Annotated in this window: 21 protein-coding genes; 7 read left to right on the top strand and 14 right to left on the bottom strand. The window is 35.5% G+C overall.

Features of this window, described 5'->3' with window-relative positions; genetic code table 11:
* Window positions 1-63: 63 nt before the first annotated feature.
* From ettA to holA, 3 genes are all read right to left on the bottom strand, one after another.
* Window positions 64-1,758: an energy-dependent translational throttle protein EttA gene (gene ettA / locus L1S34_RS07530; RefSeq protein WP_166134590.1), complete on the bottom strand. Its 1,695-nt coding sequence runs from the start codon at window positions 1,756-1,758 to the stop codon at window positions 64-66.
* 49 nt (window positions 1,759-1,807) lie between these two features.
* Entirely contained in the window at window positions 1,808-1,990 is a 183-nt protein-coding gene (locus L1S34_RS07525) for a CAL67264 family membrane protein (RefSeq protein WP_166134592.1), read from the bottom strand.
* A 67-nt stretch (window positions 1,991-2,057) separates the two neighbouring features.
* The gene (holA, locus tag L1S34_RS07520) at window positions 2,058-3,062 is read right to left on the bottom strand and encodes a DNA polymerase III subunit delta (protein WP_236363493.1); all 1,005 of its coding nucleotides are present in this window, start codon (window positions 3,060-3,062) and stop codon (window positions 2,058-2,060) included.
* Window positions 3,063-3,156: 94 nt separating this feature from the next.
* Here holA and L1S34_RS07515 point away from each other — a divergent pair, with 94 nt between their 5' ends.
* The 3 genes from L1S34_RS07515 (at window position 3,157) to L1S34_RS07505 (ending at window position 5,524) form a co-directional block, all read left to right on the top strand.
* On the top strand, window positions 3,157-3,612 hold the full coding sequence (locus L1S34_RS07515; RefSeq protein ID WP_236363699.1) for a type I restriction enzyme HsdR N-terminal domain-containing protein: 456 nt from the start codon (window positions 3,157-3,159) through the stop codon (window positions 3,610-3,612).
* A gap of 9 nt (window positions 3,613-3,621) precedes the next feature.
* Window positions 3,622-4,608: a glycosyltransferase family 2 protein gene (locus L1S34_RS07510; RefSeq protein ID WP_236363492.1), complete on the top strand. Its 987-nt coding sequence runs from the start codon at window positions 3,622-3,624 to the stop codon at window positions 4,606-4,608.
* Between the two features lie 82 nt (window positions 4,609-4,690).
* Window positions 4,691-5,524, top strand: coding sequence for an OmpA/MotB family protein (locus L1S34_RS07505; RefSeq protein ID WP_210790222.1), 834 nt, complete (start codon window positions 4,691-4,693; stop codon window positions 5,522-5,524).
* A gap of 326 nt (window positions 5,525-5,850) precedes the next feature.
* Here L1S34_RS07505 and L1S34_RS07500 read toward each other — a convergent pair whose 3' ends face one another.
* The 3 genes from L1S34_RS07500 to L1S34_RS07490 all read right to left on the bottom strand — a co-directional run bounded on the left by L1S34_RS07500 (window position 5,851) and on the right by L1S34_RS07490 (window position 9,776).
* Window positions 5,851-6,471, bottom strand: a complete 621-nt coding sequence (locus L1S34_RS07500; protein ID WP_210790224.1) for an L-threonylcarbamoyladenylate synthase — start codon at window positions 6,469-6,471, stop codon at window positions 5,851-5,853.
* A gap of 85 nt (window positions 6,472-6,556) precedes the next feature.
* Complete coding sequence (locus tag L1S34_RS07495; RefSeq protein ID WP_210790227.1) at window positions 6,557-8,890, bottom strand: ATP-dependent helicase; 2,334 nt, start codon at window positions 8,888-8,890, stop codon at window positions 6,557-6,559.
* Window positions 8,891-9,008: 118 nt separating this feature from the next.
* Complete coding sequence (locus L1S34_RS07490) at window positions 9,009-9,776, bottom strand: sulfite exporter TauE/SafE family protein (RefSeq protein WP_236363491.1); 768 nt, start codon at window positions 9,774-9,776, stop codon at window positions 9,009-9,011.
* A 122-nt stretch (window positions 9,777-9,898) separates the two neighbouring features.
* On the opposite strand from L1S34_RS07490, the gene L1S34_RS07485 reads away from it, so the two are divergent.
* On the top strand, window positions 9,899-10,420 hold the full coding sequence (locus L1S34_RS07485; RefSeq protein WP_236363490.1) for a DUF7935 family protein: 522 nt from the start codon (window positions 9,899-9,901) through the stop codon (window positions 10,418-10,420).
* An 8-nt stretch (window positions 10,421-10,428) separates the two neighbouring features.
* On the opposite strand, the gene L1S34_RS07480 is transcribed toward L1S34_RS07485, so the two are convergent.
* Complete coding sequence (locus tag L1S34_RS07480) at window positions 10,429-12,495, bottom strand: M1 family metallopeptidase (protein WP_236363489.1); 2,067 nt, start codon at window positions 12,493-12,495, stop codon at window positions 10,429-10,431.
* 93 nt (window positions 12,496-12,588) lie between these two features.
* Here L1S34_RS07480 and L1S34_RS07475 point away from each other — a divergent pair, with 93 nt between their 5' ends.
* On the top strand, window positions 12,589-13,332 hold the full coding sequence (locus L1S34_RS07475; protein ID WP_236363488.1) for a diphthine--ammonia ligase: 744 nt from the start codon (window positions 12,589-12,591) through the stop codon (window positions 13,330-13,332).
* A gap of 24 nt (window positions 13,333-13,356) precedes the next feature.
* Here L1S34_RS07475 and L1S34_RS07470 read toward each other — a convergent pair whose 3' ends face one another.
* The 7 genes from L1S34_RS07470 to L1S34_RS07440 all read right to left on the bottom strand — a co-directional run bounded on the left by L1S34_RS07470 (window position 13,357) and on the right by L1S34_RS07440 (window position 19,548).
* Complete coding sequence (locus L1S34_RS07470; RefSeq protein WP_236363487.1) at window positions 13,357-14,568, bottom strand: sensor histidine kinase; 1,212 nt, start codon at window positions 14,566-14,568, stop codon at window positions 13,357-13,359.
* 263 nt (window positions 14,569-14,831) lie between these two features.
* Window positions 14,832-16,316: an aminopeptidase P family protein gene (locus tag L1S34_RS07465; protein WP_236363486.1), complete on the bottom strand. Its 1,485-nt coding sequence runs from the start codon at window positions 16,314-16,316 to the stop codon at window positions 14,832-14,834.
* A 420-nt stretch (window positions 16,317-16,736) separates the two neighbouring features.
* Window positions 16,737-17,285, bottom strand: coding sequence for a DUF1697 domain-containing protein (locus L1S34_RS07460; protein ID WP_166138869.1), 549 nt, complete (start codon window positions 17,283-17,285; stop codon window positions 16,737-16,739).
* 99 nt (window positions 17,286-17,384) lie between these two features.
* Window positions 17,385-17,864 carry a GyrI-like domain-containing protein gene (locus tag L1S34_RS07455; RefSeq protein WP_236363485.1) on the bottom strand — a complete coding sequence of 160 codons (480 nt, stop codon included), beginning with the start codon at window positions 17,862-17,864 and terminating at the stop codon, window positions 17,385-17,387.
* Between the two features lie 163 nt (window positions 17,865-18,027).
* Window positions 18,028-18,663 carry a nitroreductase family protein gene (locus L1S34_RS07450; protein ID WP_236363484.1) on the bottom strand — a complete coding sequence of 212 codons (636 nt, stop codon included), beginning with the start codon at window positions 18,661-18,663 and terminating at the stop codon, window positions 18,028-18,030.
* Between the two features lie 22 nt (window positions 18,664-18,685).
* Window positions 18,686-19,108: an organic hydroperoxide resistance protein gene (locus L1S34_RS07445; protein WP_236363483.1), complete on the bottom strand. Its 423-nt coding sequence runs from the start codon at window positions 19,106-19,108 to the stop codon at window positions 18,686-18,688.
* A gap of 14 nt (window positions 19,109-19,122) precedes the next feature.
* Window positions 19,123-19,548, bottom strand: a complete 426-nt coding sequence (locus tag L1S34_RS07440) for a MarR family winged helix-turn-helix transcriptional regulator (RefSeq protein ID WP_236363482.1) — start codon at window positions 19,546-19,548, stop codon at window positions 19,123-19,125.
* A 421-nt stretch (window positions 19,549-19,969) separates the two neighbouring features.
* Here L1S34_RS07440 and recG point away from each other — a divergent pair, with 421 nt between their 5' ends.
* Window positions 19,970-22,081 carry an ATP-dependent DNA helicase RecG gene (gene recG, locus L1S34_RS07435; protein ID WP_236363481.1) on the top strand — a complete coding sequence of 704 codons (2,112 nt, stop codon included), beginning with the start codon at window positions 19,970-19,972 and terminating at the stop codon, window positions 22,079-22,081.
* A 263-nt stretch (window positions 22,082-22,344) separates the two neighbouring features.
* Window positions 22,345-23,403, top strand: a complete 1,059-nt coding sequence (locus L1S34_RS07430) for an efflux RND transporter periplasmic adaptor subunit (protein WP_236363480.1) — start codon at window positions 22,345-22,347, stop codon at window positions 23,401-23,403.
* Window positions 23,404-23,444 lie beyond the last annotated feature (41 nt).

Below are 23,444 nucleotides of genomic sequence, written 5' to 3'. Positions count from 1 at the left end.
GAAGTACAAACAAAAAAAGGATAATCGAGTAGATTATCCTTTTGTGTTTAGTAAAATCAATTCTTAATTTCGAATCAATTTTCTGTATTTCAATCGTTTTGGAGTTAAATCACCACCCAAACGTTTCTTTTTGTTTTCTTCGTATTCAGAGAAACCACCTTCAAAGTAGTACACTTCTGAATCTCCTTCAAAAGCCAAGATGTGTGTACAAATACGGTCCAAAAACCATCTGTCGTGTGAAATCACCACTGCACAACCCGCAAATTTCTCCAAACCTTCCTCTAATGCACGAAGAGTATTTACATCCAAGTCGTTGGTAGGCTCATCCAATAATAGAACGTTACCTTCTTCTTTTAAAGTCATTGCTAAGTGTAAACGGTTACGTTCTCCACCAGAAAGCATCGAAACTTTTTTGTTTTGCTCTCCGCCACCAAAGTTAAAACGAGAAAGGTAAGCTCTTGAATTTACTTGCTTTCCTCCCATCATAATTAATTCCTGTCCGTCAGCAAAATTTTCCCAAATTGATTTATTTGGATCAATATTAGAGTGCGATTGGTCAACGTAAGCAATTTTTACGGTCTCTCCTACTGAGAATGATCCGCTATCTGTTTCTTGCTCGCCCATTATCATTTTGAAAATTGTTGATTTACCCGCACCATTTGGTCCGATAATTCCAACAATTCCTGCTTGTGGCAAAGTAAAATTCAAGTTATCATACAATAACTTTTCACCAAAAGCTTTCGCTACATTTTTAGCTTCAATAACATTTGTTCCTAAACGCGGCCCGTTCGGGATATAAATTTCTAGATTTTCATCTAGTTGTTTTTGATCCTCGTTGAGCAACTTGTCATAGTTTTGCAAACGCGCTTTTTGTTTAGTCTGACGACCTTTTGCACCTTGACGCACCCAGTCTAACTCACGCTCTAAGTTTTTTCTACGTTTAGAAGCTACTTTCTCTTCCAATGCCATTCTGCTTGACTTTTGATCCAACCATGAAGAATAATTTCCTTTCCAAGGAATACCTTCTCCACGATCTAACTCTAAAATCCAGCCCGCAACATTATCCAAGAAATAACGATCGTGCGTTACTGCAATTACAGTCCCTGCGTATTGTGCCAAATGCTGCTCTAACCATAAAACCGACTCCGCATCTAAGTGGTTGGTTGGCTCATCAAGTAACAAAACATCCGGTTGTTGCAACAACAAACGACAAAGTGCTACGCGACGACGCTCTCCACCAGAAAGGTTTTTAATTGGCGTATCGCCTTCAGGTGTGCGCAAGGCATCCATAGCGATTTCTAGTTTAGTATCGATTTCCCAAGCGCCTAGAGCATCAATTTTATCTTGCAATGCCGCTTGACGGTCCATCAATTTATCCATTTTATCTGGATCAGAATAGTTTTCTTCTAAACCAAACAAATCATTGATTTTGTTATATTCCTCAAGTACAGCCATCGTTTCAGCAGCACCTTCGCGTACAATTTCGATAACTGTTTTTGACTCATCCAAAATTGGTTCTTGCTCCAAATAGCCAACTGTATAGCCTGGTGCAAAAACTACATCTCCTTGGTAGTTTTTATCAACCCCTGCGATAATTTTTAATAAAGATGATTTTCCAGATCCGTTCAAACCTAAAATACCAATTTTTGCTCCGTAAAAGAAACTTAAATAAATATTCTTAAGTACTGGTTTATCAGCTCCTTGGTAGGTTTTACTCAATTTTGACATTGAGAATATAACTTTCTTATCGTCTGCCATGATTTATTTTTTTTTTATGTATTTTTTCTAATTTTTAATTCAATGTAGTTTACAAACGTCCTTTTAAAGAGCTGAATACCCATGCGTTAGCAAAAAAACCAACTCCTACAGCGGCAAAGCCCCAGCCAGCAACATCATCATAACGAAAAGCTCCCAGTGCAATCAGTAAAAGCCCCATTAGTATCATAATTAAGGTAGCCCAACCTAAAATTGTATTTTTATTCATTCCCATATTTGTGGTGTTACATTTTTGAAATCCTGTTATTCATAACGGGCTACAAATATCGTTCTTTTGAGTTTTAATTGAAAATTTTATAAAGCATTTCTCTTAGTAAATCAGATTGCGACATTTGATTAGCGCCTACTCCCTTGCTCTTAACATCAATTTCTCGTAAAGCGCCCACGATTTGGCTTACTTTTTTCATGGGGTAATTTTTTAATGCCAAATCGTATTCCTTCATAAAAAATGGATTTATACCAAGCACAGCAGCTACATTTTTCGGGTTTTTATCCTTTAAACCATGGTATTTTAAAAGCTGTATAAAAAATCCAAAGACTAAACTGGTTGTTACCACCATTGGATTGTCTTTTGGATTTTGGGCAAAATTCGCAGCAATTTTGTATGCCTTCAGTTGATTGCGTTCCCCCAAAGCTTTTCGCAATTCAAAAACATTATAATCTTTACTAAAACCAATATTCTCCTCAATATCTTTAGGCATTATAGTGCTTCCTGGCGGGAGAATGATTTGCAGTTTTTCTAGTTCATTATTTATTTTACTCAAGTCGGTTCCTAAAAATTCTACAAGCATCGCATTAGCCTTTGGGTCGATACCATATTTTTTACCTGAGAGAACACGTTTAATCCAATCGCCTACTTGGTTTTCGTACAGTTTTTTACTTTCAAAAACCAACCCGTTTTTGGCTAGCAGTTTGGTTACCTTTTTTCGTTTGTCTAAAGTTTTGTACTTGTAACACATCACTAAAACCGTGCTTGGCATGGGGTTTTCGGCATAGTTTTCCAATTTTTCAATGTTGCGAGACAAGTCTTGAGCTTCTTTAACAATGATCACTTGACGATCTGCCATCATAGGGTAACGCTTGGCTGCAGACACAATATCATCAATTGTTACGTCGCGACCATATAAAACCGTTTGATTAAATCCTTTCTCCTCTTCTGTTAAGACTTTTTGCTCAATATAATCTGAGAGTTTATCAATATAGTAAGGTTCTTCACCCATTAAAAAATAAATAGGTTTGATAACTCCATTTTTAATATCAGTGACAATTTTTACAACTTCGTCCATAAAATTTGGTGTTTTAGCAAAAGTATGGACCGAAATAAAAAGCATTCCTGCTATTTTACGCCATCACTTTAAACTAAATACTTATTTTTGCCGCATGCAGCAATTACAATTTTCTTCTTTTCAATTTCGTTTCAAAAATAGCGAAAATAAAACAGCAATTTTTGATGTTATTCGTAAAAAGTTCATCATTCTTACACCTGAAGAATGGGTCAGACAACATGTGATTCACTTTTTGATAGAAGAAAAAAAATATCCAAAATCACTCATCAATGTTGAAAAAGTACTTCAAGTGAATGGCTTGCGCAAAAGATATGATGTGGTCGTTTACTTGACAGACGGCAGTATTTATGTACTCATTGAATGTAAGGCACCAGAAGTAAAAATTTCTCAAGCCACTTTCGATCAAATTGCACAGTACAATATGACCTTGCAAGCACAATATTTAATGGTGACTAATGGTTTGAATCACTATTTTTGCCAAATGGATTTTCTAGAAGAAAAATACCAGTTTTTGAGAGACTTACCCGCTTACCCAAACGTTACGATTTAAAATCTAAAAATGAAAATAGCCGTTGTTATATTAAATTGGAATGGAGTTCAATTGCTCGAAAAGTTTTTGCCTTCAGTGCTTCAATATTCTCCTGAAGCCGATATTTATGTCGCCGATAATGCCTCGACTGATGCATCAATAGCTTTTGTTAAAGCACACTTCCCTACTGCTCAAATCATTCAAAATAATGGGAATTATGGTTATGCAAAAGGATATAATGAAGCTTTAAAAAATGTACAAGCAGATGTGTACGCTTTAGTAAACTCTGATATTGAGGTAACACCAAATTGGTTAACCCCAATTGTAAAAACATTTCAAGAAGAACGTTCAACAGCAATAATTCAGCCAAAAATTTTAGATTACAAACAAAAGGATTTGTTTGAATATGCTGGCGCAGCGGGCGGATTTATTGACAAATATGGGTATCCGTACTGTCGTGGCCGAATTTTTGACTCAATCGAAAAAGACAATGGACAGTACAACGACAACCGAACTATTTTTTGGGCATCGGGCGCTTGCTTTTTTATTCGCACCTCCGTGTACCATGAGTTAAAAGGTTTTGATGATGATTTTTTTGCACATCAAGAAGAAATTGATTTGTGTTGGCGTGCTAATAATAAAGGTTATCAAATAAAATATGTACACGAAAGTACCGTTTTTCATGTTGGCGGAGCAACATTGCAGCAAGGTAACCCCATGAAAACCTATTTGAATTTCAGAAACTCCTTGTTTATGTTGACTAAAAATTTGCCTAAAAAAAGTTTGATTCCAATTCTTTTTACGAGAATGGTTTTAGATGGACTAGCGGGAATACAATTTTTAACACAAGGAAAAGTAAAACATTTTTGGGCAATATTAAGAGCGCACTTTTCTTTCTATCAGGGATTTAGAAAGCATTATAAAAAACGGGATATGGTGCAAATGGCACAGTATTTCCACATAAAAAGTATAGTTTATCAATATTTCATTAAAGCTGGCAAGGTCTTTGAGCAATAAGTTTTAACAATTAATTGTACTTTTGTAGACTGTTTAATTAACACTTAAAACCTATTTTTGTAAAACAACAAAATAATTATTTATGAAAAAAATCGTATTAGCATTATCCGTAATGGCACTTTTGACCTCATGCGTTTCTAAAAAGAAATACACTGAGTTAGAAGCTAGAAACAAAGAAACTCAAGATTTATTAAACACTGCTACTGTAAAGTTAAATGCTTGTTTAGAAGAAAAAGCGGGACTTGCTGCTACAGCTGCCACTTTAAAAGAGCAAAATCAAGGTTTAATCAGCGTTTCGAAAGATATGACGGTTTTATCTACAAAAGGTGCACAAAATATTGAAAAAGCCCTTGAATCTATCAAGGAAAAAGATTTAAAGATAAGCAGAATGCAGGATGCTTTAACTAAAAAAGACAGTGTTACACTAGCTTTGGTTACAAGTTTAAAAAGTTCTGTTGGTATCTCTGACCCAGATATTGAAATCAATGTTGAAAAAGGAGTTGTGTTTATCTCAATTGCTGATAAATTGTTATTCAAAAGCGGTAGCTATGATGTAACTGACAAAGCTAAAACAGTTTTAGCAAAAGTTGCAAAAGTGGTAAATGACAAACCAGATTTTGAATGTATGGTCGAAGGTCATACTGATAATGTTCCTTACAACGGTTCAGGCGTATTATTAGACAACTGGGATTTAAGTGTAAAACGCTCTACTTCTATCATTCGCGTATTGACTAATCAATTGGGTGTAAAACCGGAGCAATTGATTGCTGCAGGAAGAAGTTCATACATTCCTTTAGTAGCTAATGATTCTGCTGAAAACAGATCTAGAAACAGAAGAACACGTATTGTAGTATTGCCAAAGATTGACCAATTTTACGATATGATCGAAAAAGAAATGAAAAAACAAAAACAATAATTAATTTTGTTTTTTAATGAAAAAATCACCTCTCGCGAGGTGATTTTTTTTTTGCATTCATTTAAAATAAAAAAGGCAGATCCTAAGACCTGCCCTTATGTATCCTCAATTTTTCTTTAACAACCAATTAAATATAATTAAGAATAGCATGCTATATATTAAGTTTTACTGATGCGATTTTTGTAAATATAGATATTAAAATCAAAATAGCCAAAATCAAGCCAAAATATTATTTGCCAGACGAAAAACTAAAAATATCGATAATAAACAGCCCGATGAATAAAATAATTACAAAAACTCCTCATTATCCACAAAACAGTTTAATGTTATAAAATATCTAAGCTACCTTTTCCTTCACGAACAACTACTGGCTCAAAATCAGATAGATCGATGATGGTAGAACCTACATTATCTCCGTAACCTCCATCAATAACAAGATCAACTAGATTTTGCCATTTTTCAAAAATCAGCTCCGGATCTGTTGTGTATTCAATCACATCATCTTCATCTCGAATTGAGGTTGATACAATTGGATTGCCTAATTGCTTAACTAACTCTAGAATGATGGAGTTATCTGGAACACGAATTCCGACTGTAGTCTTCTTTTTAAATTCTTTTGGCAAGTTATTATTTCCGGGTAAAATAAAGGTATACGGTCCTGGCAAAGCACGTTTTAGGATTTTAAAAGTAGGCGTATCAATTTGTTTTACGTAATCGGATAAATTGCTTAAATCATGACAGATAAAAGAAAAATTAGCTTTCTCTAGCTTAATTCCTTTGATTTTTGCAATGCGTTCCAGTGCTTTTGTATTGGTAATATCACAACCCAATCCGTAAACCGTATCGGTTGGATAAATCACCAATCCTCCTTCTTTTAAAACCTTCACTACTTTTGCAATAGCGGCTTCGTTGGGTTTGTCTTCGTATATTTTGATAAACTGTGCCATTTATTTTTAAGTTTAAAGTTTAAATTGTTTAAGGTTTGAAGTGCTTTTTAATGACATCTTTAAACCTTAAACTTCAAACAAATTTTTATCCAATAATATCCAATTTCGCAAAGCGCAGTAATAATTTTTTAATGCCGCCTACTTCAAACTTGATTTCTGCTTTTTTATCAGCACCAGCTCCTTCCAAATTGAGAACCTCGCCTTTGCCAAAGCGTTCGTGCATAACCACATTACCTATTGCCAATTGATTGTCGAATAAATTACTTGTTCCGGAACCTGCATTAGAACCAACTGGTTTTAATTTTCGAACATTAATTTCTGGTTTTGGTCCTGGAGCACTTGTTTTAGGTGGCGGAGTTCCGTTAGATGGTTTCGCTAATCGCAGTTTAGATTTATCAACATCGCCAAAAATATCGCTGTCAATCATTGGTTTGAATCGGTAATTACTCTCTGCTGGAGTTAAATACTCTAAATATTGAGGGTCAATTTCTTCAATAAATCGTGATGGTTCGCTATCGGTTAATTTGCCCCAGCGGTAACGCGATTGCGAATAAGTTAAATACGCTTGGTGTTCAGCACGTGTTAAAGCTACGTAAAACAACCTACGCTCCTCTTCAAGCTCACTTCTGGTGCTCATACTCATGGCACTAGGAAACAAATCTTCCTCCATACCCACTACAAAAACGTGCGGAAACTCTAGTCCTTTGGCCAAGTGAATGGTCATTAAAGCCACACGATCCTCATCGCTAGTATCTTTATCTAAATCAGTAGCCAAAGCTACATCTTCCATAAATTCAGCCAAAGATCCTCTTGCGCCATCAACTTCAATTTGCCCTTCGGTAAAATCTTTGATACCATTTAAAAGCTCTTCGATATTCTGAATTTTTGCCATTCCCTCAGGAGTCGCATCTTTTTTGAGTTCTTGAATTAAACCTGTCTTTTTAGCAACATGTTCAGCCAAATAAAAAGCATCTTGATTTTCATTAATTGCTTGAAAACTCTGAATCATAGTGACAAAATCCAATAACTTTTGCTTAGTCCCAGAGTTTAGTTTTAAATCAATTCGCTCTATATTTTGCATCACTTCAAACAACGAACGCTTGTAGTGATTAGCGGCAATCGTCAGTTTTTCGATGGTGGTATTCCCAATCCCTCGTGCAGGGTAATTGATCACTCGAATCAACGCTTCTTCGTCTTTTGGATTCAAAACCAAACGCAAATAGCACAAAACGTCTTTTACCTCCTTCCTTTGATAGAAAGAAAGTCCACCGTAAATGCGATACGGAATATCTCGTTTACGTAGCGCGTCTTCCATTGCTCTCGATTGCGCATTGGTACGATACAAAATAGCAAAAGCCCCATTGTGAAGTTGATTCTGCATTTTTTGTTCCCAAATTGTACTGGCAACAAAACGGCCTTCTTCATTATCGGTAAGGCTACGATGCACTTTTATTTTAGGTCCAAAATCATTGGCTGTCCAAACAATTTTATCCAGCTTGACTTTGTTTTTATCAATAATTGTATTGGCTGCCTCCACAATATTTTTGGTAGAACGATAATTTTGTTCCAAACGGAAAGTTTTAACACCTTCGTAATCCTTCTGAAAGTTTAAAATATTATTAATGTTCGCTCCTCTAAAAGCATAAATACTTTGAGCATCATCACCAACTACACAAATATTTTGAAATTTATCCGATAACGCACGTACAATTAAATACTGCGAATGATTGGTATCTTGGTACTCATCAACCAAAATATATCTAAAACGGTTTTGGTATTTGGCCAAAATTTCAGGAAAACGCGTTAAAAGCTCATTGGTTTTCAAGAGCAAATCATCAAAATCCATTGCACCTGCTTTGAAACAACGGTCTACGTAATTTTGATAAATTTCGCCCATTCTTGGTTTCTTCGACATAGCATCAGCCTCCTGAAGTTCAGGATTATTGAAATAAGCTTTTACCGTAATCAAACTGTTTTTAAAACTAGAAATGCGTCCTAAAACCTGCTTTGGTTTGTAAACATCACGATCAAGCTGCATCTCTTTGATAATTCCTGAAATGGCACGCAGTGAATCTTGAGAGTCGTAAATAGTAAAATTAGACGGATATCCTAAGTGTTCGGCTTCTGAACGCAAAATTCGAGCAAACACAGAGTGAAAAGTACCCATCCAAAGATTTTTAGCTTCGCCTGCACCTACGATATCTGAAATTCTTTTTTTCATTTCGCGCGCAGCCTTGTTCGTAAAGGTTAACGACAAAATACTAAAAGCATCGATGCCTTGGTGCATTAGGTAAGCAATACGAATGGTGAGCACCCTTGTTTTTCCGGAGCCGGCACCCGCAATGATGATCATAGGACCGTCCTTTTGCAAAACAGGTTCGCGCTGGGCTTCATTCAGTTGATCGATATATTTGTGCATGGAGAATATTATAGTTTAAGAGAACAAAAATAGGCATTTTGAGCGAGCTTTGGAACATCAAAAACAACATTTACGCTACCGCAAAAGCTAGAAAGCAACGTTACATTTAAGCTCATTTTTATTTAAAAAACACATCGTACGCAAACCTAGTCAAGGTGCCAATTACGACAATCAAGAAAAATATTCTGATAAATCCATTGCCCTTATTTATGGCCAATTTAGCTCCTAAAAAACCACCAAAAGCATTACTTGCAGCCATAGGCAAGGCAATACTCCAAATAATTTTTCCTTTGATAAAAAACAAACAAATAGAACCAAAATTAGTAGCTAGATTGACCATTTTGGCATTGGCACTGGCTTGTAAAAAGTCGAAACCCATAATAGCTATAAATGCGACTACTAAAAAACTTCCTGTGCCTGGTCCGATAAAACCGTCATACAACCCAATCACAAAACTGATGGAAACAGCATACCAAATTTGGGTTGTGGCAGAAGTATCCTTTGTTTTCTGTTGTCCGAAATTTTTATTTGCGTATGTATAAATTACCAAAAACGACAACACAACTAGCAACAAAGGTTTCATAAAATCATTACTCACATAAGTCAGTAAAGTTGATCCTAAAAAAGCGGAAGGAAACGCCAAGGCCATCATTATTGCCAATAATTTCCAATTCATGCTTACTTTTTTGAGGTATTGGTAGGCCGCAATTGAAGTACCACTAAAAGCGGGAATCTTGAGAGTTCCAATTACAGTTGCTACTGGAAGATTTGGTAATAAAACCAATCCCATTGGAGTTTGAATTAAGCCACCGCCGCCTACAATTGCATCAATAAATCCTGCAAAAAAAGCAGCCAAACACAATAAAGGTAAAATGTAGTTTTCCATCGTTAATTTTTCAAAGGCGAGACAAAAATAGTATTCCACTACCTTATTAGCTAAGAATCCTAAGTTGATTTGTACCTAAAAAAGTATATTTTTGCTTTTTGATTAATACTATAACAATCGCCATGGATACTTCTAAATTAATTGACATTCTAGCTTACACAATACCATCACTTGTAACAGGCGGTGTAGCCTATTATTTTTTTACCGCTTATTTTGCAGAAATGCAGGAAACAAGAAAATTTCAGTTACAAAATGAAGCCAACAAACAAGCTTTACCACTTCGTTTGCAAGCATGCGAGCGATTGACCTTATTTTTAGAACGCATTAATCCGAATAAACTATTGTTGCGCGTTTCTCCTATTAGTGACAATAAAAACGATTATGCTAATTACCTAATCAGTCAAATAGAGCAAGAATTAGAACATAATTTGACACAACAACTTTATATATCTGATGAAGCCTGGACAATTATTCTTACTGCAAAAAACAGTACAATTCAGATGATTCGCAAAGTAGCTAGTGAAGCCAACGTAAACAATGCCGATCAGTTACGGGAGCAATTGCTGCAACAATTTTTAGAAAAACAAACTCCGAGTCATGCTGCCTTGGCCTTTTTAAAAAATGAAGTGGCAGAAATGTGGTAAAATTGCAATTACAATTCTTTCAACAATCGGTTGAGCTGCGCTTTCTCAGTTGCCTCTAAATTAGGTTCTAAAGCAATGAAAGCGTTTCTCCATTGTGGATTTTTCAATAACAACCGAATGGAATCGCGACCAAATTTAGAAAACTGCCACATGTGGTGTGTAGTTGCCTGCACCAACTCACGTAAAACAACCTCATCAATTAACTCAAATGCAATTAGTTTTTCAAGCGCATTTTGACGGATGTTGGCCTCGTATTTTGCAGATGCGTACGATTTGAGTTCTTTAACTTTTGAATCCAAATCATTAAGATAATTTGGCGTGGTAATAGCAAGCGAAAGCCATAGTACCCTCAAATTATAATCGTTTAAACCCACCCAATTTCTTGATTGATCTAAATATTTAGATCGGTTTTCTGGAAATAAATCGCATAGTGTAAACAAGGCAATTTCTTGAGTTTGATAAGAGGCGTCTTGCAATAAAGTTTCGTATTGCTCCCTAAAACTAGTTGGAAACTGTGGTAACAATTGAGCAACAACTTGCCTTAATTGCAAATCATTTGATTGCAAAGCTTTGGTAAAAAAAATGGCTTGACGTTCCCACTTTTCATTTTTTAGTTGTTTGAGTACAGCTTCTTTTACGGGAAAGTACACTTGAGAATCCATAATTTTGAGCATGGAATCGAATTTTTGATCCCAACCTACTTTTTTTAGCTGCTCCACTTCCAATAAGCTTTGTATCATTTTGTTTCTCGAAAGTAATTCATTGCTTTTTGGAGTGTCAAATGCCGTACTTTCGAGCCAAATTTTGCAAAAGTTCTTCACATCATATGAAGCTACTTTTCTAACCTCTGCAAAAAAGTCATCTGTATTTACCGTTTGATATGCGTGTTTAGTGAGATAATTTCGAATGACTTTTTTAAACGCTTCGTCACCAATATCATGATGCAAAACAAATAGCGCCCAAGCTCCTTTTTGGTAAAAAGTAAGCGAACTCGCCTTCGCATTTAAAACAGGAATTGCATCCGTTCGCGAAGCATATTTTAACTGCTGCGCCGATTCGTATAATTTAAAATAAAAATAATCATCGCCATACAATTCCCTTTCTGCCAGCAAAGCAAAATAAGTAGCAAAACCCTCTTGTAACCAATGATGCGTGCTACTTTTTGCCGTGATCAAATTGCCAAACCACTGATGCGCGAGCTCATGTGCATTGACGTTGGTATAACTACGGTCATTGAAACCTACTTCATCTACAACATAGCGCGAATTAAAAATTGTTGCTGTTGTATTTTCCATTCCTGCGTACAAAAAGTCTCTCACAGGTACTTGCTGATACACTTCCCATGGATATGGCACGCCAATTAATTTTTCAAGTGCATCAAACAATTGCTTGTTGTAACGATAAGTCCAATCAAAATGTGCAGAATCTCTGGAATCTAAATAAGTATGCAATGGCACTTTCGATTTAGAAAATTCGATTCGTTTATCAAATTTACCGATAGCTAACATCAACAAATACGAACTCATTGGTTTAGTCATCTTGTAGTTCCATGCTGCTGTATTGTCCGCTACAATCTTTTCCTTTAGAATACCATTCGAAATAATGCTATATTCTTTATCAAATTGTATAGCTAGATTAAAAACTACTTTTTCGTTCACATCATCAAAACTCGGGAACCAATGACTTGTGTATTTCCCTTGCCCTTGTGTCCAAATTTGTAAATTATCCAAAGCAGTTGATCCAACAAAATAAAGCGCTTGCATAGGGCTACATTGGTAATTAAAACTTAGTGTATAGTTTCCTTTTTTAAAATTAGAAACTAAGAGTAACGCTTTTTTGGTGTATTGAAAGCGAACAGACTTTTTATTAAGAAGCACTTCATTGAATATCATATTTTGTGCGTCAATGGCTATTGTGTCGGTTTCTTTTAATACATCAAAAGTATAGGTTACAGTGCCCGCAACAGATTTGTTCTCTGCGTTAATCGTTAGCTCTGCATTTGCGGTAGTAAAATCAACAAAATTGGTTTGTTGTGCCAAAGCAAAAGAGCAAAACAGTAAAAAAATATATTTCATAAAAGTAGTTTCAGCAAGAGTTTCAAAGTTACAAAGGATTGCAGTACTACAGCATGAAATTTTGTAAGTTTACCGCACAAAACACAATTTACATTGAAAACAAAAGCCTTATTTAATTGGAGCAGTGGCAAAGATTCTGCACTGGCATTATATAAAATTTTACAACAACAAGAAATCGAAGTGACTTGCTTACTTACAAGTGTAAATGAAAAGTACGGCCGCATTTCAATGCATGGCGTGCGCGAAAGTTTACTGCTGCAGCAAGCTAAAAGTATCGGAATTCCACTAGAAATCATGTATTTGCCAGAAATGCCGAGCATGGAAGTTTACGAAAATGTAATGCATGAAAAACTATCGAAATTAAAAGATCAGGGCATCACCCAATCAATTTTTGGAGATATATTTTTAGAAGATTTACGCCGCTACCGCGAAGAAAAATTAGCTACTGTTGGTCTTCAAGGTGTTTTTCCGCTATGGCAAAAGTCAACTCCTGAACTCATTCAAGAATTTATTGATTTAGGATTTAAAACAATAGTAGTTTGTGTAAGCGAACGGTATTTGGATCAAAGTTTTGTTGGGCGAATTATTGATGCTTCCTTTTTAGAAGACTTGCCTGCAAATGTAGATCCTTGCGGAGAAAATGGAGAATTTCACACCTTTACTTTTGATGGTCCTTTGTTTAAACAACCAATCGATTTTGAACTAGGAGAAACTGTGTATCGAAAATATGAAAAACCAACAACTTCAACTGCTTCAAATACAGCCTGTGATACCGATTCTGACGCTCCATATGAATATGGATTTTGGTATTGTGATTTGATAGAAAAAACAATGTAAACGCGACCATGTACATTGTTTTCTTTATTTCAAACGAGGTAAACTAAATGTGAACAGCGAACCTTTTCCAATTTCTGATGAAACTTCAATATTGCCTTTATATGCTTCCACTAAGCGTTTTACAGTTGCTAAACCTATACCGCTACCTTTTTGGCCAAAACGATCTTGCTCTTCAACTACTTCAAATTCATCAAATATGATATCTTGATGTTCTGGTAAAATGCCTAAACCGTTATCCTGAACTGAAATGGTATAGCTCGCAGCTTCAGCATGAATAGAAATGGTTATTTGAATATCTTGTTTGTTATTGTACTTAATTGCATTTGAAATCAAATTGAGTAAAATTTGCTCAAGAATTGTTTTGTTGATGTATAACGCCACAACATTGGTTTGCAATGTTATTGTACAATTATCTTCAAAGGATAACAAGTTTTTTAACTCTGTCTCTAAAGTGGTCACTAAAACCTCGTCATTACTAATGTCCGAAACGCTTTCAGCTTTGCTAATTACAAGTAAGTTATCAATCATATCTTTTAGCTTCAAAGCTGAACTTCTTATAAGACCGATAACTTCAATGGCTTCACCATCAATTTTATCTTCATAACTTTCAATAAGTAGTGTCGATAGTCCTGAAATATTTGATAGTGGTGATTTTAAATCATGAGCTGCACTGTATGCAAAACGCTCCAAATCCTGATTTTTTTTCTCGAGCAAAGCAATATTTTTTTCTAACTTTAATTTATTGGCACGCAGCTCCAATAATTTCATCGTTTGTCTTGAAAGTGCTTGCAATGAATTAATCTGGCCTTCACTTAAATTTTTAGGTTCATGATCAAGAACACATATCGTACCTATAGGCAAGCCAGTATTATCATCTAAAAGAGAAACACCTGCGTAAAAAAGAATTTGTGATTCTCCTGTTACCAAAGGATTATCCTGAAAACGCGTATCTCTGCGAGTATCAGGCACAATAAAAACATTATTTGCACTATTAATTGCATGCCCGCAAAATGAAAAATCTCTTTCGTTATCATTGAATTCAGTTCCTACCCGCGATTTAAACCAATGCCTATTGGCATCAATAAAGCCAATTATAGCAATTGGTGTATCACATATTTGCGATGCTATAGCAGCTAGATTATCATAATCCTCCTCTGGTAAAGTATCCAAAATAGAATATGATTCTAAAACTTGTAGTCTTTTAACTTCTGATTGGTGTCTTTCTGGTGTAATCATTTTATTTTTTAATTTGCATCATCTCCCTTCCCCATTTTCTGAATGTTTGAAAGTAATGTTTTCAATACTTTAACAAACACATTATCAAACAAATAAGTATGCAAAAATACAATTTTATTATGTTTGCATATAAAAAAGAAAAACATTTATAACAATTTTAATACAAAGTCGAAATATTAATCCGACAAAATGCAAAATTTACCGTCAAAAAGTTTCTTTTTAGTCTGGAGACGCTATTAGACATTTATTTTAATCAATAAATATTAGTCTAATTTAGGAAGCAAAAATGAGTCCAAAATACTTTTTTCAAGCATTAATTTTTCAATTTCACTGCTACTTCTTGGGGCTTCTGCAGAGAGATTGATCGGACCTTTAGTGGTTGTTAAAATATCATCTTCGATGCGAACTGCTATTCCCCACCATTTTTTGTCGCAATCACTCCCAATTGGAATGTAAATACCTGGCTCAACCGTTACGATCATATTGGGTTTGAAGGCTTGGTAAGTTCCAGGATCATGTACATCTAAACCAATGTGATGACTTGTACCGTGTGGAAAAAATCGTCGGGCATCCATTGCTGATTTAGCAATTCCTAATCGAACTAAACCTTCTGTAATCACATTTCTTGCAGCGGCATCTGGAGCATTAAATGAATTTCCTAATTGTACTGCAGCAATACCAGCTTCTTGGGCTTGAAAAACCAAATCATATATCAATTTTTGTTCTGTAGAAAATTTTCCATTTGCAGGAATTGTTCTTGTCACATCGGCAGTATAACCGTGATATTCTGCTCCTAAATCCATTAGAACCAAATTATTTTCGACTTTTAGCTTTGTATTTTCAATATAATGCAGAACACAGCCGTTGTTTCCCGCACCTACAATTGAGGGATAACCTTCATATTCGCTTCCGTATTTCTTATACACATATTCGTGAACACCTTGTACTTCCATTTCAGACATGCCAGGATGCATCGCTTTCATGATTTCACGTTGTCCCATCGCAGAAATTCGAACGGCTTTTGTAATTAATTTAATTTCCTCATCCGTTTTTATCTCTCGCATTGCTGCCATAAAATTCAACATCGATTTCGTATCCAGCTTAGACTTTCTTGCTGGTGTTGGAGTTGTCGGATTAACGGTTTTTAATGCTGCTGGATCATTTTGAGCGTTACTTTCTTTATCAAAATCGATTTGAGTTTTAAAAGTTGAAATTAACTGGTACAAATTTGCTACTTCATTGTTTTCATCGCGAACATCGTTTTGAAACTCTTTATACAAAACAGTATCAAACTTACTGAAAGTGATTTCGGCTTTTAAAAAATCACTACCATTTTTGACTACTGCAAATCCAAGTTCTTTTTTTGCTCCCTCTATCCCTAAACGGATGCCAGTCCATTGCTCGCGTCTTGCATTTTTTTCTTGTACGTACAAAATTTCGTTAGCTGAAGTTCCGTCAGAAAGGATTTGTTTCTCAGAAAAAACAACAAGAACCGCATTGGGTTCGTTGTAACCCGTTAGGTAATAAAAATCAGGATCTTGGTGAAAAATAAAATCGACATCGTTCGCTCTATTGCGTAAAGGATTACTGAAGAAAACTGCAACCGAATTTTTTGGCATTTTTAAACGAAATGCGTCACGTTTCTCTTTGTGAAATTGTGGACTTAAATAGTCTGTTGCCTTGTTACTTTGAGCAAAAAGACTCGATACGCTGAAAATTACTGCAATTATAGAAAGTTTAAAAGTCATCTCTATGGTTTGATAAAAGTTATTTGGTAGTTGAGCGTTAATTAAAGTTTAAACATAAGATAAAATTCTGAAATTCATAGTTGAAAGTTCTTTATTATTTTTTTGCATAAAAAAAGAGCATCAAAAGATTTTCACCTTTTAAATGCTCTTTATAAAGTACTTCATTTTCTTAAAATTAACCAAACTAATCTTTATGAAAAATGTTAATGTAAGCACTCCTTTTTTTAAAAATTTTTCATTTTAAAGTATAACTAACCTATGTTTTCATTTGCAAAGGACAAACCTAAGATGTAGTTTTAAAAAAAGGTTGCGTGGAAAAAGTTTATTTTTCAAAAAAAATAATAAAACCTCCAATAATACATTTATTTACATTTGATGTTTACTTACAAAGTGATTTCCAACCAACTTAAAAGCAGGATATTACAATCGTTCTGTGTGTAACTGTAATAATTGAGTAACTGTATTCCAATTTCGAATTGTAGCTGTTACATTTAATTTTTTTTCGATGTATTTTTGATCAAAACGTGTTTTACCAGCACCAACAGCATATTTAATAAAAATTTTATTGCCGTCAATTCGGGCTTCATCTGGTTTAAATTGACTAACTTTTAAATCATTGATACTTGTATCTTTTAGCGTTGTAGAAATAAAGGCTACGTATAACTTTTTAGTATCAACTTCTTTCTCTTTCAAAAAGGGATTGTTGTTTAGGCACGCATCTAAATCAGATTTTGCAATGACAACAACAGGTACTTCATGACCAAAATTTTTAAACAATTCTTGCTTTATTTTGAATCCCACAGCCGCAGCATTGGTCTCAACTGTATCTACAAAAACATTGCCCGACTGAATATAGGTTTGTACATTTTGAAAGCCTGCTGTTTCGAGCACTGTTTTTAAAGCCTCCATCTTAATCATATTGTGGCCCGATACGTTGATACCGCGCAACAATGCCAAATGAGTTATCATGTTGTATTTTTTTTGGCAAATGTAAGCGCTATTTTAAAAGTAGGCGCTATGAATTTGATTTCGACTGCAAAAATTGTTCTTTGAAATAATCGAAACGCACTATTTAAACTCAATGGGAATATAAACTTCTTCTTCAGAATCAGGATTGCCACGCTGGTACTTTTCTCCTAAAAGTTCAAAATGCGGACGATCAGCTAATTGATAATCTGAGTTGGGCAGCCAATCTGTAAAAATTGACTCGAAAAAAGCAGGCGCATCGGTTCCGTCTCCTTTGTAAATAAACATAGCACATAAACCTGACGGAATTGTAATGATTTCCATTCCTTCAGGTAGCGATGAATAATCAGTAACTTCTGCTACCGCCCATTTCTGAAAAGAAGTATTAGGATTAAAATTACTCCAAAAATTGGCATCAGTCATTTGAACCGATAAAAAGTGTTGCCCCAACCTATTTTCTATTTCATTTCTGCGTGGCATAAAACGCTGCCAAACTTCATGCGCTTTGTAATGTGCAAAGGACATATCTTGGCGCATTCCAATGCATCTTTTTTCTGGTATAGTTATAATTATTGGATTCATATAGACGCTATTAAAAATTGAAAACAAAAATCGCAGGTGCAAGTGTACAAATTTGTTCCCGCACTACGAGATAACTTAAACAAAAAAAGTTCAAAGCAAATAATTTTCATTTGCTTTGAACTTAATTTAAAATCAGTTTTGGTAAAATCTGAATTATTTTAATTTATTTGAACTCCACTACAAATTCATCTGTTGGGATTCGTACTTTTTTCATAGGTGCAATCCAATCGTTTGGTGTATCAGCATGACCTACATACATTAAGGAAACACTTTTTAAACCTAATTCGTTTAGTTTTAAAATCTCGTCAACTACCTCATTTTTGAAACCTTCAACAGGCGTTGTATCCACTTTTAACTCTGCAGCTTGTGCCAAAGCCAAGCCAAGAGCGATATAGGTTTGTCTGGCAATGTGAGCAAAATTTTCTTCGGCAGGTTGCTCTAAATAAATTTTCTTAAGCATGTCAGTATAACTATTAAAACGACCTTGTGGCAAACCACGTTCAGCAGTTGTAAAATCATATACCTTATCAATACGCTCAGCAGTATATCTGTCCCAACCCGCAAAAATCAATACATGCGAGCAATCACGCATACATTCTGGATTTAGCGCGCCTTGCACCAATTTTTCTTTTAACTCTTGATTTTCGACTACCAAAACCTGGAACGGTTGCAAACCAGATGACGTTGGAGCCAAACGAGCTGCCTCGATTATTTTATCAATATTTTCTTTACTTACTTTTTTGGTAGGATCATATGCTTTTACAGCGTGTCTCCAATTTAAATCTTCTATTAAAGCCATTGTATTTATTTTAATTAGGAATTTAGTCGTTTGAAACTGAAAGCGCTACTTCAATATTTCCTCTCGTTGCGTTAGAGTACGGACATACTTGGTGTGCTTTTTCAATTAAATCTTGTGCTACCTCGATTGTAACTCCGGGAATATTGGCATGCAAAGCAGCCTCAAGGGTAAAACCTCCGGTAGCGTTTGGTCCGATACCAATGTTAGCAGTTACCGTAGTCTCTCCAGTTGTGATTTTTTCTTTTTTGATAACTAAGTTCAACGCGCTATCAAAACATGCGGCGTATCCTGCTGCGAATAACATTTCTGGATTGGCGTGATCATCGTTTGCACCGCCTAATGCTTTTGGATGTTGAACTTTTAGTTCTAAAACGCCATTCTCGCTTTTTACTTGACCGTTTCTGCCGCCTTGTGCAGTCGCTTTCGTGCTATATATTGCTTTCATAATTGCTAATTATATTATTTATTTTTATTTGAAATTTTTGTGATAATTCGTTTTAATTCTTCCAGATCTTCCAGCTCTAAATTCATGGCCTGCATTAATTGTTGCGGTATAGTAGCCGCTTGAGTTTGTAACTCTTTCCCTTTCATTGTTAAAGTGATGTTTACAATGCGCTCATCAATTGAGCTGCGCGTTCTGCTCACCAAAGATTTAGTCTCCAATCGTTTTAGCAAAGGCGTGAGCGTTCCGCTGTCTAAATGCAACTTACCTCCTAACTGATTGACGGTTTGCGAATCGTGCTCCCACAACACCATCATAACCAAGTATTGCGGATAGGTCAACTCAATAGCGTCTAGCAAAGGACGGTATTGATTGATAATTTCCTTTGCAAATGCATAAATAGGAAAACAAACTTGCTGACTTAAATTGAGTTGCTCATTCATAATTTGAAATAATTTATGGTACAAAGATATGATGAAATTGAATTGTGCACAATTTAATTTTATAAAATTAATATAGTTTTAACAATGAGGGAATTTAGTAAACGAAATACTTTACTGCTATTGACAACAATTTCGCAGCCTTGATAGTAATGAAAAGCCTTTGCAGACAGAAAACCATTTTTTTCTGGTTTTGACAGAGCGACCAAAGGAAGCTCCTGACAAAACCAGAAAAAAGGTTTTGTGACAAAAAGCTTGAAATGAATAGCAAGAATAGCTGCCACAACAAAAGAGAAAGATTTGTTTTTAAAGTAAAGAGCATTTTCTATTTTAGGAACAAAAAACTATCTTCGTGCGGTAGAAATAGGTCGCAATTGCGAATAAAAACAGATACGTAGCGAAACCTTAATTCCAACAGCAAAAGATGTCATTGAATCAAATTTTACTTACTCCGATTGAATATTTAAAAGGCGTGGGACCTAGTCGCGGTGCTTTGCTGCGCAAGGAATTGGGGATTCATACTTACGCTGATTTGGTGAATTTTTACCCAAACAGATATATTGACCGTACCCGTTATTACAAAATTAACGAGCTGCAAAATAATGTTGCTGAGGTGCAACTCATTGGTAAAATTATTCATGTAAAAACGGTAGAGTTTGGCAAAGGTAGAAAACGCCTCGTTGCTACTTTTGTGGACCAAACCGGGCAAATGGAATTGGTATGGTTTCAAGGGCATAAGTGGGTGCGTGAATCGCTAAAACTGAATGAAATGTGCGTTATTTTTGGTAAATGTACCTCGTTTAACGGGGCGTACAACATGGCACATCCTGAAATTGAATTGTTGAGTGAGCATGAAAAAAGCTTGCGCTCAGCCATGCAACCGGTTTATCCTTCGACAGAGACTTTGACTAACAGAGGAATTTCGAACCGCACAATCAATAAAATGATGCTGCAGTTGTTTACGGAAACGCACAGTTTGTATGTTGAAACGCTGCCAACGTATTTACTACAAGAATTGCTGCTCATTTCTAAAAAAGATGCGTTGCTGCACATTCATTTCCCAAAAAATCCCGATGCTTTAGCAAAGGCGCAATTCCGACTCAAATTTGAAGAATTGTTTTTTATACAGTTGCAATTGATCACCAAAAATTTAATTCAAAAACACAAAATAAAAGGCCATCCTTTTCGAATTGTGGGTGATAATTTTAATAGTTTTTACAAAGAACACTTGCCTTTTGATTTGACGAATGCTCAAAAAAGGGTGATTAAAGAAATTAGAACCGACATGGGCAGCAATGCACAAATGAACCGTTTGTTGCAAGGTGATGTGGGTTCGGGGAAAACAATTGTGGCTTTTTTGACTATGTTATTGGCTTTGGACAATGGTTTTCAAGCTTGTTTAATGGCTCCTACAGAAATTTTGGCCAATCAGCATTTTGTAGGTTTAGCCGAATTGGCAGAAAAACTGCATCTCAATATAAAAATACTAACTGGATCAAGTAAAATAGCTGCCCGCAGACAAATTCATGAAGAGTTAGAAAATGGAAGTCTGCAAATTTTGATTGGTACGCATGCTTTACTTGAAGATAAGGTTAAGTTTAAAAATTTAGGACTCGCCGTAATTGATGAGCAACATCGTTTTGGGGTGGAGCAACGCTCGAAGTTGTGGAAAAAAAATAGTATTCCGCCACACGTGCTCGTAATGACGGCTACTCCTATCCCTCGTACTTTGGCCATGAGTTTATATGGCGATTTGGACATTTCAGTGATCGACGAACTACCACCCGGGCGAAAACCCATACAAACCGTACATCGTTTTGACAGCAACCGCTTGAAAGTTTGGAAATTTATTAGAGACGAAATTGCCTTAGGTCGACAAATATATATTGTCTATCCACTGATTCAAGAATCGGAATCGATGGATTACAAAGATTTGATGGATGGCTACGAAAGTATTTCTCGTGATTTTCCGTTGCCACAATACGCCATTTCAATTGTTCATGGTAAAATGAAAGCTGCCGACAAAGAAGCCGAAATGAAACGCTTTGTTGATGGTAAAACCAATATCATGGTGGCTACTACTGTTATTGAAGTTGGTGTAAATGTTCCCAATGCTTCGGTTATGATTATTGAAAGTGCGGAACGTTTTGGATTGTCACAGCTGCACCAATTGCGTGGTCGTGTTGGTCGTGGTGCCGATCAAAGCTATTGCATTTTGATGAGTAGCCACAAACTAAGCGCTGATAGCAAAACTCGCTTAGAAACCATGGTGCGCACAAACGACGGATTTGAAATTGCTGAGGTCGATTTAAAATTACGCGGCCCTGGTAATTTAATGGGAACACAGCAAAGCGGTGTTTTAAATTTACAAATTGCTGATATTGTCAAAGATCGAGACATCCTTAGCTTGGCGCGGCATCATGCCATGAAAATTTTAAAAGCTGATGCTCCTTTAGAAAAACCAGAGCACGCTACTTTGCGTGCAGTCTACTTGGAATTAACAAAGAAGAAAAATATTTGGAACTACATTAGTTAATTGTTTTATACATTTGATAAACCCAGTTACTAAATCCATTTAGTTTTTCTATTTTTTTCGAAAATCAAATTAAACCATTTTAACAACTCAGTGTCTAAAAAAACAAAAAGGCAATTTTTGCTGTCTTACTCATACTTTTCTGTACAACATTTGTAGCAACAAACGTTAAATAAAAATTAAGAAAAGTATCGGTACAGTAATAAAAGCTAAATTTGCTTTTAACTAAATTTATACAATCATAATCTTACTTTATACTTGACTCTATGAAAATTAAATACTTATCCTATACCCTTTTAGCTGCCGGAATCATCGGTTTTATTGGTTACAGAATCATGGAAAACAAAAGTGAAAATGGTGATGGAAAAGATCCGAAAGGAAAAGGAAAAAAAATGAATGTGAGTGGAATTGTAATTAAAGCCCAAACATTTGATAACAATTTGTCACTTTCAGGTTCTATCGAAGCTAACGAGCAAGTAGAAATAAGAAGCGAAGTTTCAGGTATTGTTGAAGGTATTTATTTTCAAGAAGGAAGTAACGTAAGCAAAGGACAAGTTTTGTTCAAGGTAAATGATATTGAACTTAGAGCACAGCTTACGCAAATGCAAACTCGAGAAGGGCTAGCCTCCGAAAACGAACGCAGAGCGAAATTATTATTACAAAAAGAAGCTATAAGTCAAGAGGAATATGATTTGGCAAGAGCAGATCTAAAATCGGCTCAAGCTCAAAGTTCGTTAATTCGTGCACAAATTGCTAAAACATCTGTTAGAGCGCCATTCTCGGGGAAAATTGGTCTACGAAGTATATCACCAGGAACGTACATCACACCTGCCCTTTTAGTAGCAAAATTGGTGAACACCAGCCGATTGAAAATTACTTTTTCGATTCCAGAAAAATACGCCACGCAAGTTAAAAACAATACTGTACTTCATTTCAAGGTATCTGGCTCAGATGAAAAATATACCGCAACAGTCTACGCCATTGAACCTGAAGTAGCTGTAGCAACTCGTACATTGCAAGTTCGCGCTTTAGCCGACAACAAAAACGGAAAATTATTACCTGGAACCTTTGCTGATGTTGATTTGCCACTTGACATTAGTAAAGATGCCATCATTGTTCCTACCGAAGCGGTTATTCCGGTTCAAAATGGTAAAAAAGTTTTTATATCTAAAAATGGTCTTGCCCAAGAAGTGAATATCGAAACAACGACAAGAACAGCTACCTCCCTACTCGTTCTTTCAGGATTAAACGTGGGCGATACGCTGATCACATCAGGGGTAATGTCATTAAAAAATGAGGCCGAAGTTGCCGTAAAAGTTAAATAGATTCAAAAGGTAGATTTCTGAACAACACAAAAATCTAAAAA

The sequence above is a fragment of the Flavobacterium sp. K77 genome (genome assembly GCF_021608205.1).
Lineage (GTDB): Bacteria > Bacteroidota > Bacteroidia > Flavobacteriales > Flavobacteriaceae > Flavobacterium > Flavobacterium turcicum.
This window is presented reverse-complemented; position numbering and strand designations above follow the sequence as displayed.

Excerpts from the sequence above, each read along its gene's own strand:
- ettA (WP_166134590.1), bottom strand. The coding sequence starts at position 1,758 with ATGGCAGACGATAAGAAAGTTATATTCTCAATGTCAAAATTGAGTAAA.
- L1S34_RS07525 (WP_166134592.1), bottom strand. The coding sequence starts at position 1,990 with ATGGGAATGAATAAAAATACAATTTTAGGTTGGGCTACCTTAATTATG.
- holA (WP_236363493.1), bottom strand. The coding sequence starts at position 3,062 with ATGGACGAAGTTGTAAAAATTGTCACTGATATTAAAAATGGAGTTATC.
- L1S34_RS07515 (WP_236363699.1), top strand. The coding sequence starts at position 3,157 with ATGCAGCAATTACAATTTTCTTCTTTTCAATTTCGTTTCAAAAATAGC.
- L1S34_RS07510 (WP_236363492.1), top strand. The coding sequence starts at position 3,622 with ATGAAAATAGCCGTTGTTATATTAAATTGGAATGGAGTTCAATTGCTC.
- L1S34_RS07505 (WP_210790222.1), top strand. The coding sequence starts at position 4,691 with ATGAAAAAAATCGTATTAGCATTATCCGTAATGGCACTTTTGACCTCA.
- L1S34_RS07500 (WP_210790224.1), bottom strand. The coding sequence starts at position 6,471 with ATGGCACAGTTTATCAAAATATACGAAGACAAACCCAACGAAGCCGCT.
- L1S34_RS07495 (WP_210790227.1), bottom strand. The coding sequence starts at position 8,890 with ATGCACAAATATATCGATCAACTGAATGAAGCCCAGCGCGAACCTGTT.
- L1S34_RS07490 (WP_236363491.1), bottom strand. The coding sequence starts at position 9,776 with ATGGAAAACTACATTTTACCTTTATTGTGTTTGGCTGCTTTTTTTGCA.
- L1S34_RS07485 (WP_236363490.1), top strand. The coding sequence starts at position 9,899 with ATGGATACTTCTAAATTAATTGACATTCTAGCTTACACAATACCATCA.
- L1S34_RS07480 (WP_236363489.1), bottom strand. The coding sequence starts at position 12,495 with ATGAAATATATTTTTTTACTGTTTTGCTCTTTTGCTTTGGCACAACAA.
- L1S34_RS07470 (WP_236363487.1), bottom strand. The coding sequence starts at position 14,568 with ATGATTACACCAGAAAGACACCAATCAGAAGTTAAAAGACTACAAGTT.
- L1S34_RS07465 (WP_236363486.1), bottom strand. The coding sequence starts at position 16,316 with ATGACTTTTAAACTTTCTATAATTGCAGTAATTTTCAGCGTATCGAGT.
- L1S34_RS07460 (WP_166138869.1), bottom strand. The coding sequence starts at position 17,285 with ATGATAACTCATTTGGCATTGTTGCGCGGTATCAACGTATCGGGCCAC.
- L1S34_RS07455 (WP_236363485.1), bottom strand. The coding sequence starts at position 17,864 with ATGAATCCAATAATTATAACTATACCAGAAAAAAGATGCATTGGAATG.
- L1S34_RS07450 (WP_236363484.1), bottom strand. The coding sequence starts at position 18,663 with ATGGCTTTAATAGAAGATTTAAATTGGAGACACGCTGTAAAAGCATAT.
- L1S34_RS07445 (WP_236363483.1), bottom strand. The coding sequence starts at position 19,108 with ATGAAAGCAATATATAGCACGAAAGCGACTGCACAAGGCGGCAGAAAC.
- L1S34_RS07440 (WP_236363482.1), bottom strand. The coding sequence starts at position 19,548 with ATGAATGAGCAACTCAATTTAAGTCAGCAAGTTTGTTTTCCTATTTAT.
- recG (WP_236363481.1), top strand. The coding sequence starts at position 19,970 with ATGTCATTGAATCAAATTTTACTTACTCCGATTGAATATTTAAAAGGC.
- L1S34_RS07430 (WP_236363480.1), top strand. The coding sequence starts at position 22,345 with ATGAAAATTAAATACTTATCCTATACCCTTTTAGCTGCCGGAATCATC.